This window comes from Thalassomonas actiniarum (assembly GCF_000948975.2).
GTDB classification, from domain to species: domain Bacteria; phylum Pseudomonadota; class Gammaproteobacteria; order Enterobacterales; family Alteromonadaceae; genus Thalassomonas; species Thalassomonas actiniarum.
Genome location: NZ_CP059735.1, coordinates 4,552,974 through 4,572,374, shown reverse-complemented (window position 1 = coordinate 4,572,374; position 19,401 = coordinate 4,552,974). Strand labels below are relative to the sequence as shown.

Annotated in this window: 21 protein-coding genes; 10 read left to right on the top strand and 11 right to left on the bottom strand. The window is 46.6% G+C overall.

Features of this window, described 5'->3' with window-relative positions; translation table 11 throughout:
* The first annotated feature begins 211 nt into the window (after positions 1–211).
* The 3 genes from SG35_RS19865 (at position 212) to SG35_RS19855 (ending at position 3,341) form a co-directional block, all read left to right on the top strand.
* Positions 212–964, top strand: coding sequence for a SapC family protein (locus tag SG35_RS19865; RefSeq protein ID WP_044835158.1), 753 nt, complete (start codon positions 212–214; stop codon positions 962–964).
* 53 nt (positions 965–1,017) lie between these two features.
* The gene (locus tag SG35_RS19860) at positions 1,018–1,743 is read left to right on the top strand and encodes a class I SAM-dependent methyltransferase (RefSeq protein WP_053043331.1); all 726 of its coding nucleotides are present in this window, start codon (positions 1,018–1,020) and stop codon (positions 1,741–1,743) included.
* Positions 1,744–1,832: 89 nt separating this feature from the next.
* Positions 1,833–3,341, top strand: a complete 1,509-nt coding sequence (locus tag SG35_RS19855) for a tryptophan halogenase family protein (protein ID WP_152646774.1) — start codon at positions 1,833–1,835, stop codon at positions 3,339–3,341.
* Positions 3,342–3,464: 123 nt separating this feature from the next.
* Here SG35_RS19855 and SG35_RS19850 read toward each other — a convergent pair whose 3' ends face one another.
* From SG35_RS19850 to SG35_RS19840, 3 genes are all read right to left on the bottom strand, one after another.
* Complete coding sequence (locus SG35_RS19850) at positions 3,465–4,061, bottom strand: imm11 family protein (protein WP_044835139.1); 597 nt, start codon at positions 4,059–4,061, stop codon at positions 3,465–3,467.
* Between the two features lie 12 nt (positions 4,062–4,073).
* Complete coding sequence (locus SG35_RS19845) at positions 4,074–4,880, bottom strand: AHH domain-containing protein (RefSeq protein ID WP_044835140.1); 807 nt, start codon at positions 4,878–4,880, stop codon at positions 4,074–4,076.
* 230 nt (positions 4,881–5,110) lie between these two features.
* Positions 5,111–6,007: a LysR family transcriptional regulator gene (locus tag SG35_RS19840; RefSeq protein WP_044835141.1), complete on the bottom strand. Its 897-nt coding sequence runs from the start codon at positions 6,005–6,007 to the stop codon at positions 5,111–5,113.
* Positions 6,008–6,511: 504 nt separating this feature from the next.
* Here SG35_RS19840 and SG35_RS19835 point away from each other — a divergent pair.
* Together SG35_RS19835 and SG35_RS19830 are read left to right on the top strand one after the other, a co-directional pair.
* On the top strand, positions 6,512–7,120 hold the full coding sequence (locus SG35_RS19835) for a short chain dehydrogenase (protein ID WP_044835160.1): 609 nt from the start codon (positions 6,512–6,514) through the stop codon (positions 7,118–7,120).
* A 456-nt stretch (positions 7,121–7,576) separates the two neighbouring features.
* The gene (locus SG35_RS19830) at positions 7,577–7,831 is read left to right on the top strand and encodes a TonB-dependent receptor (protein ID WP_044835143.1); all 255 of its coding nucleotides are present in this window, start codon (positions 7,577–7,579) and stop codon (positions 7,829–7,831) included.
* 64 nt (positions 7,832–7,895) lie between these two features.
* On the opposite strand, the gene SG35_RS19825 is transcribed toward SG35_RS19830, so the two are convergent.
* Positions 7,896–8,459 carry a TetR/AcrR family transcriptional regulator gene (locus tag SG35_RS19825; RefSeq protein WP_160298354.1) on the bottom strand — a complete coding sequence of 188 codons (564 nt, stop codon included), beginning with the start codon at positions 8,457–8,459 and terminating at the stop codon, positions 7,896–7,898.
* 222 nt (positions 8,460–8,681) lie between these two features.
* Here SG35_RS19825 and SG35_RS19820 point away from each other — a divergent pair, with 222 nt between their 5' ends.
* Positions 8,682–9,836, top strand: a complete 1,155-nt coding sequence (locus SG35_RS19820) for an aromatic ring-hydroxylating oxygenase subunit alpha (protein WP_053043332.1) — start codon at positions 8,682–8,684, stop codon at positions 9,834–9,836.
* Positions 9,837–9,856: 20 nt separating this feature from the next.
* On the opposite strand, the gene SG35_RS19815 is transcribed toward SG35_RS19820, so the two are convergent.
* The 4 genes from SG35_RS19815 to SG35_RS19800 form a co-directional block, all read right to left on the bottom strand.
* The gene (locus SG35_RS19815) at positions 9,857–10,330 is read right to left on the bottom strand and encodes a methyltransferase family protein (RefSeq protein WP_044835145.1); all 474 of its coding nucleotides are present in this window, start codon (positions 10,328–10,330) and stop codon (positions 9,857–9,859) included.
* 259 nt (positions 10,331–10,589) lie between these two features.
* Positions 10,590–11,441, bottom strand: a complete 852-nt coding sequence (locus tag SG35_RS19810; protein ID WP_044835146.1) for an AraC family transcriptional regulator — start codon at positions 11,439–11,441, stop codon at positions 10,590–10,592.
* An 84-nt stretch (positions 11,442–11,525) separates the two neighbouring features.
* Complete coding sequence (locus SG35_RS19805) at positions 11,526–11,837, bottom strand: DUF1330 domain-containing protein (RefSeq protein WP_044835147.1); 312 nt, start codon at positions 11,835–11,837, stop codon at positions 11,526–11,528.
* Positions 11,838–11,988: 151 nt separating this feature from the next.
* Positions 11,989–12,438: a DUF4345 domain-containing protein gene (locus SG35_RS19800; protein WP_044835148.1), complete on the bottom strand. Its 450-nt coding sequence runs from the start codon at positions 12,436–12,438 to the stop codon at positions 11,989–11,991.
* 306 nt (positions 12,439–12,744) lie between these two features.
* Between SG35_RS19800 and SG35_RS19795 the strand changes: the two genes are divergently transcribed.
* The gene (locus SG35_RS19795; RefSeq protein ID WP_044835149.1) at positions 12,745–13,659 is read left to right on the top strand and encodes an SDR family NAD(P)-dependent oxidoreductase; all 915 of its coding nucleotides are present in this window, start codon (positions 12,745–12,747) and stop codon (positions 13,657–13,659) included.
* 279 nt (positions 13,660–13,938) lie between these two features.
* Here SG35_RS19795 and SG35_RS19790 read toward each other — a convergent pair whose 3' ends face one another.
* Positions 13,939–14,682, bottom strand: coding sequence for a SapC family protein (locus tag SG35_RS19790; protein WP_053042923.1), 744 nt, complete (start codon positions 14,680–14,682; stop codon positions 13,939–13,941).
* A 152-nt stretch (positions 14,683–14,834) separates the two neighbouring features.
* On the opposite strand from SG35_RS19790, the gene SG35_RS19785 reads away from it, so the two are divergent.
* A complete protein-coding gene (locus SG35_RS19785; protein ID WP_053042922.1) occupies positions 14,835–15,872 on the top strand; it encodes a cupin-like domain-containing protein in 1,038 nt (345 codons plus the stop codon).
* Here SG35_RS19785 and SG35_RS19780 read toward each other — a convergent pair.
* On the bottom strand, positions 15,869–16,465 hold the full coding sequence (locus tag SG35_RS19780) for a hypothetical protein (RefSeq protein WP_044832030.1): 597 nt from the start codon (positions 16,463–16,465) through the stop codon (positions 15,869–15,871). The two genes, SG35_RS19785 and SG35_RS19780, sit on opposite strands and share 4 nt — an antisense overlap.
* A gap of 228 nt (positions 16,466–16,693) precedes the next feature.
* Here SG35_RS19780 and SG35_RS19775 point away from each other — a divergent pair, with 228 nt between their 5' ends.
* Positions 16,694–17,095 (top strand): SRPBCC domain-containing protein, encoded by a 402-nt coding sequence (locus SG35_RS19775; RefSeq protein ID WP_044832029.1) that lies wholly within the window; start codon positions 16,694–16,696, stop codon positions 17,093–17,095.
* 164 nt (positions 17,096–17,259) lie between these two features.
* Complete coding sequence (locus tag SG35_RS19770) at positions 17,260–18,738, top strand: DUF885 domain-containing protein (RefSeq protein WP_044832028.1); 1,479 nt, start codon at positions 17,260–17,262, stop codon at positions 18,736–18,738.
* A 135-nt stretch (positions 18,739–18,873) separates the two neighbouring features.
* Here the strand turns inward: SG35_RS19770 and SG35_RS19765 are convergent, their stop codons facing one another.
* Positions 18,874–19,239 carry a hypothetical protein gene (locus SG35_RS19765; protein WP_044832027.1) on the bottom strand — a complete coding sequence of 122 codons (366 nt, stop codon included), beginning with the start codon at positions 19,237–19,239 and terminating at the stop codon, positions 18,874–18,876.
* Between the last annotated feature and the right edge of the window lie 162 nt (positions 19,240–19,401).

Below are 19,401 nucleotides of genomic sequence, written 5' to 3'. Positions count from 1 at the left end.
TTATAAGCCAAAAAAGTAAAAATAAAGAGAAATTTTTTAAAAGAACTCATGGTTCGTATGGAAAAATATCATTGCTTAAGGCCTCTCTCCCGGGCTGAGCCAAAGATATTCATTCCGCTTAGTTATACGGACATTGGACACTTGAGTTCTTTTAAAAAACGTCTTGGACAATAATGAAAACTCACAGCAGGCACAATATCCGGGGGAGATTATGGCGAATGCAGTACGGTTAAACCACCTTGAACATAAAGACTTAAGGGTTAACAGCAAAAATTCGGTCAAATTGGGGGATAAGGTTACCAGTACCCTGACTTATCCGAGTGAGTTCATTAATATCCAAAGGGAATATCCCATTTTATTCAGTAAGCACCCGCAAACCGGTGACTTTCAATCCGTGGTGTTACTTGGCCTGGAAAAAGATGAAAACCTGTTTCTTAAACGGGGAAAATGGCAGGCGAATTATATTCCCGCGGTGATCGCTAAAGGGCCTTTTCTGATCGGTTTTGAACCTCAAGAAATCAAGGGACAAGTGGTTAATAGCCCGGTGATTTATATTGATATTGCCAGTCCCAGGGTTAGCCATACCTCACAAGGTAATGCAGAAGATGATAAGCTGGCAGGGGAAGCCCTGTTCCTGGAAAATGGCGAGCAAAGCCCTTACCTGCAGCAGGTAGCCCAGGCTCTGGCCACCATCAATGACGGCGCCAATCTCAGTAAAGCCATGTTTGATGCCTTTAGCCGTTATGATCTTATCGAAGCCGTGAACCTCGACATCACCTTAAATAACGGCCGGCACATCAAGCTTAGCGGCAATTATACTATCCACGAAGAAAAACTGGCGGCACTTGACGGCAATGCCCTGGAGCAGCTGAATAAGGCCGGGTTTTTATCCCTGGCCTTTGCCGTGGTGTCTTCTCTGGCTAATGTCAGAAAATTGGTGGATTTAAAAAACGCCGCTTTATAACTTGGCCACCCGATAACATCTTTGGCAATAAAAACGATAACAGCAGGTTGGATATGACGAGCTTACAAGACTTCATTAAATGGAACGAAGATAAGTGGGAAAGTAAAAATCAACAAATGTACCAGGGCACAAGCACTAACCGTTGGCCCTGGTTCAGCGAGGAGCTTGACCCCGACATCAGCGATTTTTTAAAAGTACATGGTATTCACAGTGCTAAAATCCTGGATTTGGGCACCTGCAGCGGCAGCCAGGCAATCGCTTTGGCGAAAATGGGCTATCAGGTGGTCGGCTCGGATATTTCTGAAACTGCCCTGGCTCAGGCAAAAAACAAAACGGAAACCTTACCCTGGCAAACGCAAGTTGAATTTGTATTAGATGATGTCCTTGATAGCCGCCTGGCGCCGGAGCAGTTTGATTTAATTCTTGACCGCGGCTGTTTTCATTCCGTCTGCTGTATCAGCACCAAAAAATACATTGCCAATGTGCTTAAACTGCTCAAAGCGGATGGCAAAGTACTGCTTAAAACCATGAGTTTAAAAGAAAGGCGCTTTAGCGATTATGATGTTTTTGCCGGGCAAAAAATTCCCATGCCTTATCGTTTTGACGACGAGATCTTACATAATGTTTTTGCCGAGCATTTTCACATTGAAAAAATCACCGACAGTTATTTTTATAGTGCGGTGATCAAGCCGCCGGCACAGGCAAAACTGGTAGTCTTATCGAAAAAGCCCGGTGTTAACTGCCTGGATAAAGCGGCTGGTGAAAACGCTTCCATTTAAGCGTTTACCTGAGCAGCCAGCTGTGTTATTTAATAATAAGCCCCTCGGGGCAAGGGTCGGTAGTCACTTGAACAATTCAGGAAATGAATATGCAAACAACGAGTCAAGAAGATAACAAGAATAAAAAAATTCAACGTGTTGTCATTGCAGGTGGCGGCAGTGCCGGCTGGATGACGGCGGCTTCTTTGTCAAAGTTACTGGGAAAAAGCCTGGATATTACCCTGATTGAATCGGAAGAAATTGGCCGCATCGGTGTCGGTGAAGCCACCATACCGCCGCTGCGCACTTTTAATGAATTGCTTGGTATTAATGAACAGCACTTTATGAAAACGGTCCGGGGGACCTTTAAGCTTGGTATCGAGTTTAAAAACTGGGGCAGACAAAATGACAGTTATATTCACTCTTTCGGCGATACCGGGCGCATCTGCTGGGCGGGAGAGTTTCAGCATTTCTACCTGGCAGGACTGAAAAAAGGCATCAAGGACGAGTTCGGCGCCTACTGCCCGGAACATGCCGCGGCCAAAGCCGGTAAGTTTTTAGGCTCAAGAGACGGCAACCTCGATTATGCCTACCATCTCGATGCCGGTTTATATGCCGACTATTTAAAACAATTAGCGCTTGGCAAAGGGGTGAAGCGCCTCGAAGGCAAAATTGAAGATGTCAGCATTCAGGCCGAAACCGGCTATATTCAAGCCCTGACCCTGGATAACGGCACCCGGGTTGAAGGGGACTTATTTATTGATTGCACCGGTTTTGCCGCCCGGTTAATCGAAGGGGCGTTAAATACCGGTTTTGAAAGTTACAGCCATTTGATCCCCTGCGACAGTGCCGTGGCGGTGCAAACAGAAAAAGCAGGCGAGCCCAGGCCTTATACCCAGGCCATTGCCCATAACTGGGGCTGGCAGTGGCGGATCCCGCTGCAACACAGGGTTGGCAATGGCCTGGTGTTTTGCAGCCGCTATACCTCGGATGAAGAAGCGATTGCCACGCTTATGGATAACCTGGAAAGCCCGGCCATTACCGAGCCGAAAGTTTTCCGCTATAACACCGGCCGCCGCGTTAAGGGCTGGAATAAAAATTGTATCGCCATCGGCTTGGCCAGCGGCTTTGTCGAGCCGGTGGAGTCTACCGCGATCCACTTGATCATGGCATCGATTTTACGCCTGATGAAGTTATTTCCCCATAATGAGATCAGCCAGGCCAATATCGACGAATATAACAATCAAACCAGGGAAGAAATGGAGCGCATCCGCGACTTTATTATTTTGCACTACAAAGCCACCGAACGTGATGACAGCCCGTTTTGGCGCTATTGTCAAAACATGGAAGTGCCGCAAACCCTTGCCCACAGGATGGAGCTGTTTAAAAAGACCGCCCGGGTGTGCATTACCCAGAGCGAATTGTTCCGTCTTGACTCCTGGACCCAGGTGATGATGGGGCAGGGGATCATGCCGGAAAATTACCATCAGATAGTCGATCAGATGAGTGATGCCGAACTGGCTAAATTTTTAAAAGGTATTAAGGGTCAGGTAGATGCAAGGGTGGCAGACATGCCCGGCCACCAGGAATTTATCAATTATTATTGCAAAGCACTGTAAACTAAGTAGCGGATAACCGGGTAATTATGGAAGGTATCCGTTATTGATTGACAACATCCGGTTCTGGTATGAATTTTAGGTTGGCCTTTTTGCAAGCCTGGATGCGTTGCCAGCAACCGTTTGTCATATTTGTGTATAATCTTCCGGCTTAATAAACTCCATTGTATTGATACCGGAGTCTTCAATTTGTGTCTTTATTTTTTCATGTACGACAATGGCGCTGACATCTTCGGCGAGGCGAAAAAGTAGTAACTGATGAATTTTAGTTTCATCCAGGACAAGTTTGTTAAAGGAAGTACTGGCATAAGTTGATTCATTGCCAAACGTTGTATACTCGGAGTTTGTTAAATCGGTAGCAGAAATTTTACCTACTATGTTATATACAAAATAGGGGTAAATTTGCTTGGTTTTAGTATTTTTTAAAACGGCAGGGAAATATTCTATATTATCAACTCCTGCTTTTGTTAATGCATCAAACAGTCTTTTCGACATCAAGGGGATCCCTAAGTCATCCATTTCTGGAGGCGAGCCGGAATAACCGCGTAGCGGGTCAAAGTTAAACTCCACAGGGTTAGGGATCTTGTTTTTTTTCTCCGTACTAATGAGTGCGCCACTCCACCATCTACGGATCCCTGCAAGTTTAAAATGCTTATGCAATTCTACTAATTCACCGCCGTCTTCTTCACTCACCAACAGCGGACAGTCCATGATGTAATACATAGGTTTATCCAGTTATTTTTTAAAATAGGTGATTACCCGATTAGATGTTCGGGTGCCACCATTAATGTGTTGTACTTTTCGGCCCGTTTTTATGCTGAGATTCTCAAGGACTCGTTTGTAAGAAGCCGATACGAAGTCTAATCTGCGAACGAGACCAAAAGGCGGGCGTGTGCTGTCAAACTCTTTACCGCAGATAGGACAATTTTTGTCCGGCTCGCCCATTTTTTCCATGATCTTGTAAAGGGTCTTTTTGACTTGTTTGTTGTAGTTCGGATGGGCGTCATGGAATTGCCTGCCGGTGGCTTTAATCGCCCGCTTTGCATATTCGTTTTTAAATGCCGTCGGATACGAACTCCACTTTTTTGTATAGTGCCCTTTTTTAGGCCGTACCCCATAATTTCCGGGCAACCATACGCCATTATTCGCGTGATTGATGCTGTAGCCTATATCGCTGGTTAAATTAAAATCCCCGCCCTCGGATACAAAATCGACCAGCCCGTCCTTCATGGCATGTTTGAAGGCGGCATTGCCCGGAATACAATGGTGCGCGCCGGGGATGATGGCGGTAGGTATTTCTTTATCGGGACAGAGGATATGCCAAACCGGCCGAGCACCCAGGTTTTCTCCAAGCGCGCTTGCATCATTGGTGATATCATTTTCTTCGACTTGGTCTTCCACTTCTGCTTGGCTGGTATCGGGATCGGCAGTAATACTGTTTTTTTTCTGCTCTTTTTTAGGGGGTTCCTTACAGTACCAGCAGTCCTCGTCCTGACTTTGTTGAGTTGCACCGACTGCAACACCTTCGCCAATCTGGGTCATATACTTCTCTCATTAATTGAAAAGATTATATGGTTATATCAGCTCCCGGGAGCAATAAATCCTGTCGGCATGAGTTAAAACGTTTTGTACTGCCGCCATTAAACCGGGATTTTTCATTCCTGGTTGCTGGCTAGTCAAGTTCGTGCAAGCCGTGTAATTTTATTAGTACTATAGCAGAGCGAAGTAATATAGCGATGTCGATTTAACGCTTGAAAGCTTGGTCGAGGGAGTTATTTGAGCAAATATTCTTGTTTGAGTAAATCAGTGACCCAGCAGTGCAGGGGATCCTGGCTGGATCTCGGATGCCAGGCGGCTATGACATCAAAGTCTATCAGCTTTTCATCTAAGTTAAGCTTTACCAGTTGGCTATCGAATATTGCTCTTGAAGGTAAAAAAGCAATAGCCCCTGTGGTCGCGATATAGCCGGGCACAACGGAAAAGCAGGGCGCTGAAATGACCACATTTCGTGTTAATCCGGCTTGTTCAAAAAGGCTGTCGATTGAGCCTTTGAAATTGGGCCTGGAGGGGGAGGCAATAATTTGCGGCTCAGCGGCGATATCCTGCAAGCTTAACGGCTGAGCGCTCAAATGAGACTGTTTTGCCGCGACACAGACATGATGCTCGGTAAATAAGGTCAGAAAAGGATAAGAGGCGGGGATATAGTCGGGAAAAGCTATCGCCAGGTTGACCCGGCTGTTTATCATCAGTTCGTGCAAGTTATCGATATCGAAATCGCGGATGATCACTTTTAACTTTGGCGCCAGCTGCCTGATTTTTGCAAGCAAAGCAGGCAGTACCACTTGTTGGGCGTAATCGGTTGCGGCAATCACATAAGTGGCATCAACGGTTGACGGGTCAAAAGTATCTGCATCAAGCAGGCTTTCAAAACCTGTCAGTATACCGGCTATTTTTACGCCTAATGCCTCGGCAACCGGGGTCGGGATCAAGCCGTTACTTTTTCGCAGAAACAATCTGTCATCAAAAATATCCCTCAGTTTTCTTAGCTGGTCGCTGACCGCCTGTTGGGTAAGGCCAACCTGGCTTGCCACACGGGAAACATTACGCTCACGCAATAACGCCTGGAATATTCTCAGTTGCTTGATTTCTAATCTGTTTATCTTGCTCAAACTTGTATCTCTAACAAATACTACCTGTTTCTAATTGTATCTTGGCGGATATAAGATCGCTAGCCATTAAAGCATGAATTGCCGGTGTTAGTCTTTTAACGGTGATAACCGGGCAATATTGACAGAGGTAGAAAATGAGAAAATACAGTGTGTTAGTTGCGGCGTTATTGGTAACAGGTTGTAGTTTGGCCGAAGGGGTTAAACAGCCCCTTCATCCGGAGCTAAACAGCACTCAAGTGCTTTTTACAAAGGAAAGTGCAAAAGAAAGCGTAAATGAAAGTGCAAAAGAAAAATGTAAAACCGTTTACCGCCATAAGAGAACCTCGATCAGGTTATGTAAGCCGGTAAAACAGGAGTGCTAATTTTATGAGTGAACTTGTATCTCTTACAAAGTTTGTCTGTTTCTGTTGGTAACTTGGTGGCTATATCCTAGCCATATTGCCGGCAACGAGTTTGCCGGTGTTACCGCAATATTTGAAATTTTTAATGATTAGAGGTTATGTAATGAAAACAGTTATTGTTATTGGTGCTCAGGGTAAAATGGGCCAGGCGGCCCTTACCGGTTTAGGTAAGCATAAGGTGATCACCGCAAGCCGCTCGGGTGAAGGCTGCGACTATAAAGTTGATATTACCAATGAGCAGTCTGTCAGGCAGTTATTCGAGCAAGTAGGTCATTTTGATGCCGTGGTCAATACCGTAGGTTTTTGCGAATATGCCAATTTTGTCGAGATGACTGAGCAGCAGTGGATGACCACGGTAATGAGCAAAATGATGGGACAAATCAACCTGGTACGTATAGGCCAGGAATATATTGCCGATAACGGTTCTTTTACCCTGATCTCAGGGATCCTGAACGTTAAACCTATCCCGTTTGCGATAGCAGATGCCACCACCAGCGGGGCGATCGATACCTTTGTTAAATGTGTTGCGCTTGAAATGCCCAGGGGCATTCGAGTGAATGCAATAAACCCGACGGTACTGGAAGAAGCCTGGGAAGTTTATGGCGAGATGATGCCCGGATTCCAGCCGGTTCCGGGTACCCTGGTCGGTAAGGCATTTGAGCGGGCCGTTGATGGCTTCCTTAATGGCGAAGTGCTTTTTGTCGATGCTTAAGGGCATTTATTAGTGATCGTCGCCAGGATAATTGCAAAAGCCTGGCGGCGGTTTTATTTGTCTGCTTTGCTTGTTTAGGCTGATCCCCTGCCTGGAGACGGGGCAAGCTGAGTTATTTTTTGGTTATCCGGCAGTTGAACGTGTTCAAGTAGGCGCCTTACTCAAGCAATTTTAACTTCAATATCATATCGCTAAAGAAAATGTTGCCCCAGGAAATCCGGTGGATACCGGGATTAATAACGGCACTCCCGCCCTGGTGTAAATTGGTGAGGTCACCAGTGAAGGGGTAGAGATAGATATCGTCGGGGATATCAGTGAAAACTGGACTGGTACCGTGAATTGTGCCTATAACAGGGCGAAATCACCGGTGGTACTCCCGGTGATATTGCCAGCTCGGTCGGGGATGAGTTTGCCAATGCCCCGGATCACACCCTGGGGGCCTGGACCCGTTGGGGTATGCCGGGTATCTCATCATTTGTGGTCTTTGGTTTTGATTACGTCAGCGAGCGCCTGAGTTTAAGTGGGCAAAAGGTTAAACCCTATACCGTCTGGGACGTCAGCTGGCGCAGCGAGTTTAACGGTGTTGAAATGCAAATTAACCTGAAAAACCTGTTTGATAAAGAATATGCCACCAGTGGCTTTAACGAGCGCAACGGCCATTTCCCGGGGGAGCCCCGCAGTATCCAGTTACAGTTGAGTTATTCACTTTAATTTTTCAATCCGGGCCGGGTGAGTTCACCCGGCTTGAATATTTTATGTCTTGTCAGGTGCCGGATTAAGCCCTGATCCCGGAAAATAGGGTTTGTACCGCAGACTCTGCCGCTTCTTTGGCATCACATTTATTATCTCGCACCAGGTACCAGCCGGCGTAAATTAAGCAATCTATCATAGTGACTATCCAGGTAGTGGTCAGGGCGGTATTGATATCACCCGCTTTTTTTCCCTGCTCCACCAGCTCGGCCATTTCATCGAGCTGGCGGTTATAGATATCGGTCACTTCGGGGTCATCTTCGGCAATCGACCACAGGGACAGTAAAAAGTGGAAGCGGTTGGCAAGTGGCATTACCGCATGCAGCATGGCCTCAATGGCTTCCCGTCCCTCTAGTTTTTGTATCTTTAACGGCTGCATTGCCTTATCTGTCAGTGCCAGAGATTCCCGCGCCAGCTCCTGGATCAATTGCTCCCGGGTCTCAAAATGCCGGTACAGGGTTGCCCGGCCGACGCCGGCAAAGGCAGCCACTTCGGTTAAGCTGGCGTGTGGGTTGACCAGGAATACTTCTATTCCTGCTGATAATAAGGCCTGGCGCGAGCGGTTCGCCCTGGGATCTGATAGTTTCATGCTGATTTTTTGATTGGCTAAGTCATTAATGGATATGATACATGATTGTATCATATAAAAACATCGAGTATGATACGTTTGTGTCTCACAGTAAAAGGGTTACTTTTTATTTGTCAATCAGGAAGATCTTATTGGTATTGGAGTCGGTAAAGACTAACCTTCCATTGTCGGGTAAAGCATAGCCGGTGGGGGGATTTAAGCATAACAATGCTAAGGTGATGTATGAAAGAGTTATTAAGTTGCTATCGGCAGGAAGCACGGGCCTCTATGCTTGAGGCGCAGGCGCTGCCGTTCGGGGTTTATCATGATAAAGGTGTATTTGAACTGGAGTGTGACAAAATTTTTCGCAAGGATTGGGTTTTTGTCTGTGCCGAGCAGGCCATAGCCGCCCCGGGCCGTTATTATGCCCTTGAACTGGCGGGTGAAGCCATAGTGGTTATCCGCGGGCAGGATAAAAAGTTGCGGGCGATGTCAAACAATTGCCGCCACCGGGGCACCCCTTTACTTGATACCGGCTTTGGTGAACTGGCAGGTAATATTTCCTGTCCCTACCATGCCTGGAGTTATGATGATAAGGGGAATTTTAAAGGCGCCCCCATGCCGGGCAAGGTGAGCATAGACAAGCAAAAACATTGCCTGCCACAGTTCAGGCTTGAGTCCTGGTACGGCTTATTATTTATCAACCTGGATATGCAGGCGCCGCCGTTAGCCGAGCGTTTTAAGGGCATAGCAGCCTATACCGGTATTTACCAGCCGGAGCGCTTTGACAGCTACAGCGGCGGGGAGGACGAGCACTGGCAGGCCAACTGGAAAGTGGCGATGGAAAATGCCCTCGAAGGTTATCATGTTTTTAAGGTACATCAAGAAAGCCTGGAAACCACTGCACCGACTAAACTGGCTTATTATGTTGCCGGCTCGGCTTCCTGGACCATTACCGGTGGCCAGTTGGTTGATAATGCCGGTAAACTGGCCAAGTGGCTCAGGGGGAAATATCCCCGGGCTTATGATCATTACCAGCTCATCATTTTGCCGCCGTCTTTAGCGCTTGTGCTTGATTACGATTCCATGTCCTGGATACATGTGTTGCCGGATGGTCCCGAGAGCAGCGTGATCCGCTCGGGCGCCATTTTTCCTAAATCCATGTTTAAAGAGGATCAGCAGAGTAAAGCCTTTACCCGGGCCTTTTTTAAGGAAGATAAATGGATCTGCGAGCGGGTGCAAAAGGGTATGCATTCAAAAATCGGCAAAGGCGGTAAGCTGGTGGAGATGGAAAGGAGTGTGGTCGACTTTCATCAGTATCTGGCGGCCAAGTTGTTTGCTACCGATACCGATGAATTTTTTGAAGGGGAAAATGCCGCCCTGTTTAAAACAGAATAGGCAAAATGGCACCGGGCTGGCTACAACCAGCGCCGGACTTTGTTTTTATAGGCTAAATATTCATCGCCAAATTTATGCTCAAGATAAGCTTCTTCTTTCTTGATGGCCAACTGGTATACCAGGCAGGCGGAAGGAACAACACTGAGTAAAATCCAAAAACTATTCAGGAATAAACCGAACCCTATAGGGGCCAGGCAAAAAGTGGTGTAAATGGGGTTGCGTGAATAGGCGAAATATCCGCTGCTGATAATGGCTGAGGTAGGTTTCCAGGGTTCAATATTGGTCTCGACCCGTTTGAACGAGCGGCTGATATGGAGCACGACAATAACGCCCGCCAGCACCAGGGTTAAACCTAAGTATTTGAGCCAGGTGATATCGGTAATAGTTACCGGCCAATAATGGTGTATGCCTGCGCCGAGCAGCATAAACAGCAGGAAAATTAGCGGCGGAGGAAATTTGACGGCCGCGCCGCTTTTATCGTTGTTATTGTCCATGTATATCTCTTATAAAATCATTTTTAATTTTTAACCCGAACCAGGGGCAAGTATTCGTATAACTTAGTAAAAATAATATCTTATCTAGAGTGTTGGCTTATTGAAAGTTTAAAAGTGAACTTAGATAAAGTGACGATGAGACTGCTGATTGCTTTTGCCGGGTTATTGATTGAACCCTTAAAACTAACCGCCAAAGCATGAGGCGGTCAGTTTTGCTGTCTGTTAAAAACCAGACTGGTTTATGAGCTTTTGCCCTGAGTTACTTCTCTTTGATGGGAATATGTAAAGCCATTTCACTTTTGGGATCCATGACATTATATCCGGGCGGGTAGAGTTCAAAATCCGGCCTTTCAACATAGTCGTAGTTGGACTTTGGTAACCAACTGCCCCAGATATATTTCAGGGTTTGATCCAGGTTGCTTATCGGGCCTCTATGAATAAATTTGGCGTACATTTGCTCGGGTAATTCTCTGGCGGTCATGCCTTCGGGGATATCGTCAAAGTTTTCCACCGGCGCGCTGCACATATAACTGAAACTGACATCGTCACCGTCCTCTTCATAGGCTTCATAAATGCCGAATGACTCATCACCGATGCGGTTTTTAATTTTATCCCGGTAAGGACGGAAGGCAGACCACAGGCGGGGCAGGCTTAAATCGCTACTGTCATATTGTTGTGCGATGCCAACGAGTTTCATCGCCGGGCGGGTAATGATCTCCGGCTCCATGGAAAGTTCGTTTTGTAAAAAGTGCAGCATATGCGGACTGAATTGATCTTTGTAGAGCAACCTAAAGGGATCGTTTTGTTTGCGGTACTGGGCCGGGGTGATATTGAACAGCCCCTTAAAAGCGCGGGTAAAGGCTTCTTGTGAATCAAACTGACAATCCAGCGCAAGTTCCAGCAGGCCTATGTCTTCACTGAGCAGCCTTTTGGCTGCCACCGTTAATCTGCGTTTACGCAAGTATTCTTTCGGGGTATCACCTACCAGCGCCTTGAATATGCGGCTGAAGTGGTAGGTGGAATAATGGGACGCTGCCGCTACTTCATGCACCGAAATCTTGTCGTATAAATGTTGTTCAATAAAATCAATGCTTTTAAAGAAGCGTTGCATATTGATATCTCCTTATTTACTTTTGCTGTCTCTCCAGGAGCCCCTTTTCATCACGGGGTCTTGGGGGATATGTTCAAATAAAAGCTAGGGGTATATGCGCTCACTGGTCATATAAAAGCGGATATGGCTAAAGCCAAGGTCTCGCAGTGGTACTATTGCTTCATAAGCCGGGTCTTTAAAAAAGTTCATAATAGCATCTCTGCCTGGAAAAGAGACGACAATAAATACCGCCGGTCTGTCTTCGCTGTCAAAGGCGCTTTCAACATCGTAAGTGGCAATAGGCACGGCGCCATGTGTCTGGGCGATAGCAGGTACCTGGCTTGAATAGGCTTGAAAAGCTTCCGTTTCGTTCGGGTTTGGCGTTGCTTCTATGTGTAAAAAAACGGGTAAAATCATGTTGTTCTCCAAAATGATAATGGATTAACGAACGGCTGAAAACGCGCTTTAAGCCGTTCGCTTTAATAATTAATTTAGGGGACAAGCAAGAGGCAGTTTTGATATTTCTTGCTGATGGTTTGTTATGCGTCGGCGGATAACAGCGCCTGGTTTACGCTTTTTTTAAGTTAAGGATACGCATATGCCAGACGACTAAAACGGGAATGACAAGCAATTCTATTACGGTTGGCCCAACCACCTGGGGGTCAACAACACCATATTCCAGGATATTGGTGGCCCGGCCCACACCGCCGATAAACAGGGCAAGGGCTGAAAAGCGGAACAGGGTGGCATATTGTTCAATGTTTCTTAAGAAAAACAGCAATACCAATCCCTGGGTGAAGAATACGCCGAAGCCGAATCGGTATTGATTATCGACAAAGCCCCTGAGCATGCTTTCGCCGTTAAAGATCATCTCGCCGCCTGCTAAAGCGGCACTGGTGTTGATACCGCCAAAGGTACTTGCCCCGCCGGGCACAAAACAAATGACGGCCAGTACGGCGATTAATAGCTGGAATACTTTTCTTTCGGTCTTTCCTAATCGAGAGTTTAAACGAGTCATATTTACCTTCTTATATGTTTACCTGGTTGTTTATGTATTTGCCTGAAGCAGATGGTTAAAAGCTTATAGAAAGCTTGTTTGCTTTTTTTGATATTTCTTGCGGTGTTTTGTTTTTCCCGGGGAAAAGTCAAGATAGCAAGAAATATCAAAAACCGATTTTTCATATCCATTACATTTACCTCATCGCAAACAGGCGAGGTCCTGAATCCGATGTTCGGGCCGACGCATAAACAGAGCGGGTATGAAGTGAAGTGTCCGCGTTTAACGAGAATATTCTTTTGAAGAAAGATGGGAAAAGGTGAAAACATGTTAAAAAGTATTTTGATCACAGGTGCAAACGCGGGCTTAGGTAAAGAGAGCGCAAAACAGTTGGCGCAACAGGACGGCGTAGAAAAAATCTACCTGGGCTGTCGAAACTTAGAGAAAGCCAAACTTGCCAGACGTGAGCTGGAAAGGGAGACGGGCAAATCCATTTTCGAAATTCTACTTATTGATGTTTCAGACCTGGACTCAGTTAGAGAAGCTGTTGCCACTTTACCTGAGCCGGTTGAAGGCCTGGTGATGAACGCCGGCGGCACCGGTGGTAAAAAATTCCATGATAAAACCAAAGACGGCGTCACCCAAATCTTTGCCGCTAACCTTCTGGGGCATGTTGCTCTAACCGAGGAGTTATTAAAGGCGAAAAAACTCACCAAAACCGCTTTATATGCAGGCTCGGAAGCGGCAAGGGGCGTTAAGGAAATGGGCATGAAACGCCCGGATCTGAAAACCTCATCGGTTGATGAATTTGCCTCGATTTGCAGCGGGGTATTCTTTGGTAAAACCAGTGATGCGACAGTCCCATACGGGCCGATTAAATACATGGCGGCCCTGTGGATGTCTTCTATTGCCCGCCAGCACCCGGATATTCGTTTTATTACCATGAGTCCGGGAGCAACAACCGGCACGGAAGGCTTTAACACTCTTTCTCCGGTTAAACAGTACGTGATGAAGGGTATGATGAAAGTGATGTTATGGTTAGGTAAAGTGCACAAATTAGAAGTCGGCGCCGAACGCTACGTAGACGGCCTGTTCAATAAGTCCTATAAAAGCGGCGGTTTTTATGCAAGTCAATCGGGTCTTACCGGCCCTATCGGCGACCAGGCAATGCTTTTTGCCGACTTGGATAATGAAACCTTCCAGGACAACGCCAACGAAGCCATCCACAGGTTTATTAAATAAAAGGGGATTCCATCTGGAAGAGAAAGAGAAGAGCCGTTGGCATCAAACTAACGGCTTTACTTACAGGAAGTAAGGTATGTCATGGGTTCATGGACGAACAGGAATGACGTTTACAGGAAGTAAGGTATGTCATGGGTTCATGGACGAACAGGAATGACGTTTACAGGAAGTAAGGTATGTCATGGGTTCATGGACGAACAGGAATGATGTTTACAGGAAGTAAGGTATGTCATGGGTTCATGGACGAACAGGAATGACGTTTACAGGAAGGGTACTTTTTCAGGATTTTTTTAATTGGAACAACCGGGAAAATTGCCCTAACGACATTAAATGGGCATGGATGAGCTTCAGGTAGCCTTTTTTATAAAGGCTCAGCAGCTGCTCACCCGGCAAGGACTTAAGTAATTCTTCATCCACCGAGTAAAGCCCGGTAAGTTCTTTCTTTTCGCCTGATGCCAGGCTGTATCTCAGTTTGTGTTGGGTTAACAGCCCCAACTCATTTATATCATTGATAAAGTTAATTGCTAGTTGTTCCTGCTGTGTTAAATGCTCGCATAACTCCCTGATGCCGGTTAATGCCGGTGTTTCTTCACCCCGGCCATCAAATAAGGGTTCACCCTCCAGTTCGCTGCAGTACTGGCTTTGGGTATCGATGGCGATCAGGCAACTGCCGTCCTCCCGGGTGGCTATGGCAAAGGGAGATTTTTGAATATGCAAGGGAATATAGGGGGCATTCCAGCCAGCAGGGCTATAAAACAGGTTTTCACTGGCATCTGTGCCCAGAATGGCGGCAAGTTTAAAATGCTTGGTTTGCTGGTCTTTGATAAAACATACCGGATAACAACTTGCTGCCTTGATGATTTCATTCGGGGTCACGGGCACCAGCTGCTGTGTTTTACTATGGGGAAAGCTGAAATCCCGGCGGACTTTCAAATTTTTATGGCTGTTGTTGTTCAGCGGAACCAGGTTGTATGCTCCCGTGCTGATTGGCCCTGTGTTTGCCTGAGCAGTGCTGCTTGTCATGCTTTTCTCTCTTCCCTTGGTCATTTTACTTTGCATCTGATGTGCGTTTACCCCTTAGTTATAAAAACAAGAGACAGCGCTGTCATTTATTCGTGATAGTAAAACAAACTTGCGATAAGATGTAAATCCCATGAACGAATCAGATAAAGAATATGACCAGCTGGATTGAAGAATATAATAAAAATAATATCAGCGATTTTGCCTCATATACTTCAAACCATTATGCCCCGGTTGTGATCCGTAACCTGGTAGATAGCTGGCCTGCGGTGGAAAAAGGTAAGCAGGGGGATGAGGCTTTTGCCCGTTATCTCCGCGCTTTTTGCAATAACAGTCAGGTGCCGGTGATCTTGATGGCGCCGGAGCATCAGGGACGCATATTTTATAACCACGACTTTGAGGGGTTTAATTTTCAGTGTCGAAATGGCACTATCAGTGCCGTTGCCAAGCAGTTAATCGGTTATTTGCATGACCAGGGAGCAAGTCCGACCCTGGCGGTGCAGAGTGCTCCGGTGAAGCAATGCCTGCCTGAATTTTTAACGCAAAACCCAAGCCCGGCGTTTTTATCTAAGGTATCCCCGAGAATTTGGCTGGGTAATAAGGCATTGGTGCCGGCGCATTATGATGAGTCCCACAACATTGCCTGTGTGATCAGCGGCAGGCGTCGTTTTACCCTGTTTCCGCCGGAGCAGATAAAGAATCTCTATGTAGGCCCGATAGACTATACGCCAACGGGACCGGCGATTAGTCTGGTTGATGTTAATAACCCGGATTTAGAAAAGCATCCCAGGTTTGAACAGGCGCTGTCCCATGCCTGTGTTGCCGAGTTGGAGCCGGGAGATGGACTTTATATTCCGCCCCTTTGGTGGCATCAGGTCGAAGCGTCAGGAGGAATAAATACCTTGGTCAACTATTGGTGGGGCGGCTCGATTGAACTGGAGCAAAACAAATTAGCGCCGGTTGACAGTATGATGCATGCCTTGTTGACGATAAAAGATTTACCTGCGTCCGAGCGTTTAGCCTGGCGTAGTTTTTACGATCACTATGTTTTTCAAACCGGGGGCGATCCGCTTGAGCATGTGCCTGCATCTAAAAAAGGCATATTAGCGAAGGATGCTAAAGGGGAAACAGTAAGCAGGGCTAAAGCCAGTGTGGTTAACTGGCTTATTAAGCAATTAGAAAAGCATCGTTAATCCTGATAACCCCAAGGGGCGGCAGGCGCTTTAATTGGCTGGGCCAGATCAAAGTCTACCCTGAATTCACGCCCCTGGCGTACTAAGCGGTAGGTGAACTTTTCCGGATAGATATACATTTGCCAGGTATTGCCGATAGATTGCGGAATACCTTGTTTAACAAACAGCTCTTTCGAGTATTGGTCGGCAGGGAAGGACTGTACCTGGGGCCAACCGGCATCCTGAGTATGACCACCATACATGGTTGACTCGTCATCGCTGCCGTCTTTTTGGCGGTGATCATGTTTTAGCGAAATGCCGGAGCCGGTTTTGGTTAATATCCAGGTGCGCGAGGCATCGTCACCGACATGGAAAGGGATTTGCAACTCACGCTCAGAGCATTTTCTGACATGCATCACTAATTTATTTTTAGAAAAGCTGCTGGCCGGGGCATTATCTACCGTTACCTTACCTTCAAAAGCCTTGCCGCAATGTTTGCTGATATTATTGAAAAACGCATCATGGCTATCAATAGACACCAAAGGGGCTTCGGCGTGGCTGGCGCTGCTGGCTGCCAGGGATAATAAAGCGCTTGTTAAAAGTGTTTTTTTCATTTTAATCTCCTAAAGCTGCCAAGCACTATAGAGACAAGTTAAGCAGACATCAATTACATATCTCAATTCTCGGTTTTCCCGGGGCGTTTAATTGATTGCTGTGATTATTATTGTTAACCTTTTAAAAGTATTAAAAATTCGTGAATCTTAGTGCTAATTTTTATATAACGAACCAGCTAGCCGGAATTCACGCCAATACGTTATCAGCGATACAGGGAGCAGATAAGCATGCGCAGTGTAATATCGCAGTCCATAACCTTGCCGGTCCCGGCCCAGGTATTATTTGAAATGTATCTTGACCCTGTTCAGCACCAAGCCATTACCGGCTCGCCTGTCATTATAGGAAAAGAGGCCGGAGCCGAATTTCGCGCTTTTGATGGTGTGCTCAGCGGTACGATACTGGCAGTAAGTAGTCCAAATCTCATTGTACAATCCTGGCGCTCGACAGCGTTTAAACCGGCGGATCCGGATTCTACTTTAATTCTGAATTTTATTGATGACGAAGCATTCGGGAAAATTGATTTGGTTCACCTGGATGTGCCTGAGCATGATTATGATGGCGTAACCCAGGGCTGGGAAAAGTTCTATTGGACACCGTGGCGGGAATATTTACAGAGCAGGGCACAATGACCCGGCCAAAGCTGTTACCAAAGACTTAACTATAGCTATCTGACATAGTTATGGGGGATATAAGCCGTCTGATATCTTGCCGGGAGCCCTTGCTCTAATTAGCAGTACATCTAAGTTAATTTGCCACAGTTGCGGGTATCCGTTACGGAAAAGGAGATAAGCGAGTGAAAGTATTTGTGAACAGTTTCATGGCGGCACTGCTGATGTTATGTGCAGGCGTGCAGGGTAAACCTCTGGTGGCTGACAGTGGCTATGCCGCACAGGCGCTTAACAACTGTAAAACGGATTTACGTTACCTTAACCAGGTTATCGGTTGGCAAGTAAAATGGCCCAGGCAGTGGCAGGGCATTATAGCAAACGGGCCAGACACTGCCGGTGAAGCCATAAAAACCTGGTCTCAAGCCCCGGCTGCCTTTAAGGTGGCGATAGAGACATTAGGTGCAGGCATCAGCTCAAAGGAAACTGCGCCGCGTGCGGTCGTTATTCGTGTTCAGCAACAAGTTCGCGATCTTTTATCCGACCTCACCCTGGCAAATTCTAAATACCGCTTTAACCAGGTTGAACATAAAAATGCGGCGTTATGGAATGCCTTGATCAAAGATGAAATTGTGCCGGCAGTTTCTGCGTTAGAAAAATTTCTTGATAAAGAATATCTTCCTGCCGCCAGTATAGCCCCCGGGCTTTCGAAACTTAAAGGCGGGGCTGCATGTTTTGCTGATGCCGTCACCTGGTGGACGACCTTGAGCCTATCTTCGGATGAAATTGAAGCCATCGGCAGACGTTTTCTTAAGGAATCACAGGAACAATTGCTGGCAACAGGAAAACCAGGGGATACGGTAGCGCACATACTTAAAGATTTGCGTGCTGAAACACAAGTAAATCAAACCGGCGCAAAAGACCTGATTGTCATTTCAGAAAAAGCGCTGGCCCGGGCTCATGATAAAACCCTGATGTCATTTTCAAAACAAATAACAAAAGAAATTGTTGTCAGTGAAATGCCAAAATACCTGCAAGGCTCTGCTCCCGCCGGTTATTACGGCAAAGCTCAGGGCAAGGCCCCGGCCCGTTATATTATTAATCCGTCACGCCCCAATGAACGGCGATTGATGGCAGAGGTGATTGCTTTTCATGAAGGATTGCCAGGCCATCATCTTTGGTCAACGTATCCCAGAGAGCAAGCTTCCACCGGGTATAATTCCGGCATTCTCGAAGGCTGGGCACTTTATTCAGAATATCTGGCGGATGAAATGAACCTCTACTCCTCGATTTATGATCGCCAGGGTATGATCGCAAAACATCTTTGGGCCGCGAGCCGTCTTATTGTTGAACCCGGCATTCATCTGCGCGGTTGGTCGCGTAAGCAGGCGATTGATTTTATGCTGGAAAATACCGTGATGTCCCGCACCGAGATTGAAATTGAAGTTGACCGCTATATTGCCATGCCCGGCCAGTCACTCAGTTATATACTCGGTGCTGATGTCATCCTGTCTGAACGTATACGGGCGCGGGAGATTATTGGCGATACATTTGATATCGCTGCATTTCATGATGTTATTCTAAAGCCCGGGGTACGCCCGCTACCTCAGGTTCGTGCCGATATTCGCGCTTGGGTTCAACGAGAGCAAGAAATAAAGCCGATATAGTCAGCCATGCCTTTATCACTCGTGGTTGCTGGCGGCTCTGATAGACCAGCGATAATTCATGTTATTAGTTGCATATTCGCTGGTTTGCTGTGCTTGGTTGGTATTTTATAGACTCACATCCTTGCTGTTAAACGATTAAAATCCACTTTCAAAAGATGCCTTGGCGGACGCCGTATTCCAGGTTCCGTCCTGGTAAAGAATGGTCGCTTTTGCTGTGTAGGTTCTATAAGCACGAATACTGAAAGAGCAGGATGAACCGGAAACGCCGCAGCTTGAAGCCGCACCACTCCAAATAACCTGACTGATAGGTTTGCCGGTTGAGCCTGCAATTCTAAACACCGCCGTTGTTTTAGATTGCCCCCATAAAAGCGCAAAACATTGGTTAGGTGTAAAAGTATCATAGGCCTGCGTATCAACATAACACTCCATAGTTGCAGCGGATGCGTGAGAAGCGACGAAGGATGAGGCAAGCAAAAGGCCTGCGCCGATTAGTTTTTTCATAAGATGTCCCCAAATGTAAATTAGTGGAATGAATCTAATTAGTATTTCCCGACCGTTAAGATCAGGGCTGGTATTATCAGCTTGCCTGTAACAGGGCTGCTGATGATGAAGCAGTAACAGCCAAGCCGTGGCCACTTCATTGATACTAGTGTCGGCAGAGGG